Below are 2,124 nucleotides of genomic sequence, written 5' to 3'. Positions count from 1 at the left end.
GCGTGCCGTTCCGCGATGCCGCCCCCCGGGGGCGGATCGTCGATTGCACGGGGATGGCCGCGCGGCACGTCCTGCCGGGGCTGCGGGTGGTGCGGGGCGAGATGCTGGAGCTTCGCGCGCCTGATGTCACCCTGACGCTGACAATCCGGCTGCTGCATCCGCGTTTTCCGGTCTATGTCGTGCCGCGCGGCGAGGGCCGCTACATGGTCGGGGCCACCATGGTCGAAAGCGACGATTCCCGCGCCGTCACGGCGCGCGGCATGATGGAACTGCTGTCGGCGGCCTATACCGTCCATCCCGGTTTCGCCGAAGCCGAGGTGATCCGCACCGCCGCCGGATTGCGCCCCGCCTTTCCCGACAACCTGCCCGCCCTGCGGCTCCGCGGCGCGGCGATCCATATCAACGGCCTTTATCGCCACGGCTTTCTGATGGCCCCGGCCCTGGCCACGGACCTCGTGGCGCATCTGGAAAAGGAGATGACCCATGCGCATTGATCTCAACGGCGATCCCTATACGACCCGGTCCCGAACGCTCGCCGCATTGGTGGAGGAAACCGGCGCGGAGGCCGGTGCCGTGGCGACCGCGCTCGACGGTGCGTTCGTGCCGCGCGGGCTGCGGGCGAAAACGGCCCTGCGCGCCGGGGTGCGGGTCGAAATCCTGTCGCCGATGCAGGGGGGCTGAGATGTTCTACGGCACGGAACTCACCAGCCGGCTGATGCTGGGCACCGCGCAATACCCGTCACCCAGTGTGCTGCGCGACGCGATCGCCGCCTCGGGCGCCGAGGTGATCACCGCCTCGCTGCGGCGCGAGGGCAAGGGCGGGGCAGGCTTTCGCGATATCCTGAAAGAGAGCGGTTGCCGCATCCTGCCCAACACCGCCGGGTGCCACAGCGCGCGCGAGGCGATCACCACGGCGCAGATGGCCCGCGAAGTCTTTAACACCACCTGGATCAAGCTGGAGGTCATCGGCCATGCCGATACGCTCCAGCCCGATCCATTCGCGCTGGTGGAGGCGGCGCGGGTCCTTTGCAGCGAGGGGTTCGAGGTCTTTCCCTATACCACCGACGATCTGATCGTCGGGGAACGGCTGGTGGAGGCGGGCTGCCGGGTGCTGATGCCATGGGGCGCGCCCATCGGGTCGGGGCAGGGGCTGCGCAACATCGGGGCCCTGCGCAGCATGCGCACGCATTTTCCGGATATCCCGCTGGTCGTCGACGCGGGTATCGGCAGCCCGTCGCAGGCGGCGCAGGCGATGGAACTGGGCTATGACGCCGTGTTGCTCAATACCGCCGTGGCCCGGGCGCGCGATCCCGTCGCCATGGCGCGCGCCTTCGGGCTGGCGGTCACGGCGGGCCGCACCGCGCAGGAGGCAGGGGTGATGCCGGCGCGCGACATGGGCCGCGCCTCCACCCCCGTCTTCGGGATGGCGGAGTTGTTGGGATGAAGCTGGACCCTTTCTACCTGATCGTGGGGGATGTGGCGCTGCTGCGCCGCCTTCTGCCCTGTGGGGTGCGGCTGGTGCAACTGCGCCTGAAGGACCTGCCCGAGCCGGAGGTGCGCCGCCAGATCGCGCAGGCAAAGGAGATCGCCGCCCGCCACGGCGCACAGCTTGTCGTCAACGATCACTGGCAACTGGCCCGCGATCTGGGCTGCGACGCGGTGCATCTGGGGCAGGAGGATATGGACACGGCCGATCTGAAGGCGCTGCGCCGCGCAGGCATCGCCTATGGGCTTTCCACCCACGACGCGGCGGAGCTTGACCGCGCGCTGGCGCAGGATCCGGCCTATGTGGCGCTCGGCCCGGTCTGGGAGACGTTGTTGAAGAAGATGAAATGGGGGCCGCAGGGGCTGGAGCGTGTGACGGAGTGGAAGCGCCGCGCCGGGCGGGTCCCGCTGGTGGGGATCGGGGGCATCACGCCGGAGCGCTTGCCTGCGCTCTTCGCCGCAGGGGCCGACAGTGCCGCCGTGGTAACCGACATCGCGCAGGCGGCGGACCCGCAAGCGCGCTGCGCCCAATGGATCGCCGCGACGGAGCACAGACGATGAGCCGCTATGCCCGGCAAGAGATCCTGCCCGAGGTGGGACCGCGCGGACAGGCGCGGCTGACCGGGGCGCATGTTCTCG

Annotated in this window: 4 protein-coding genes; all 4 read left to right on the top strand. The window is 69.9% G+C overall.

The genetic code is table 11. The annotated features are described in order from the left end of the window. The coding region (locus A3728_RS11575; RefSeq protein ID WP_150120749.1) for an FAD-dependent oxidoreductase at positions 1–494 on the top strand (494 nt) is incomplete at its 5' end. Then, positions 484–681 (top strand): sulfur carrier protein ThiS, encoded by a 198-nt coding sequence (thiS, locus tag A3728_RS11570; RefSeq protein ID WP_067923727.1) that lies wholly within the window; start codon positions 484–486, stop codon positions 679–681. The genes A3728_RS11575 and thiS, both read left to right, overlap by 11 nt. 1 nt (position 682) lies before the next feature. Then, complete coding sequence (locus tag A3728_RS11565) at positions 683–1,444, top strand: thiazole synthase (RefSeq protein ID WP_067923724.1); 762 nt, start codon at positions 683–685, stop codon at positions 1,442–1,444. Next, positions 1,441–2,046 carry a thiamine phosphate synthase gene (locus A3728_RS11560; RefSeq protein ID WP_201722185.1) on the top strand — a complete coding sequence of 202 codons (606 nt, stop codon included), beginning with the start codon at positions 1,441–1,443 and terminating at the stop codon, positions 2,044–2,046. Before A3728_RS11565 ends, A3728_RS11560 begins: the two co-directional genes overlap by 4 nt. Positions 2,047–2,124: the final 78 nt, after the last annotated feature.

Origin of the sequence: Sulfitobacter sp. HI0040 (genome assembly GCF_001634885.1) — a bacterium.
Taxonomy (GTDB): Bacteria; Pseudomonadota; Alphaproteobacteria; order Rhodobacterales; family Rhodobacteraceae; genus Sulfitobacter.
Note: the sequence above shows the minus strand (reverse complement) of the source record. Positions and strands in the feature narration are given on the sequence as shown.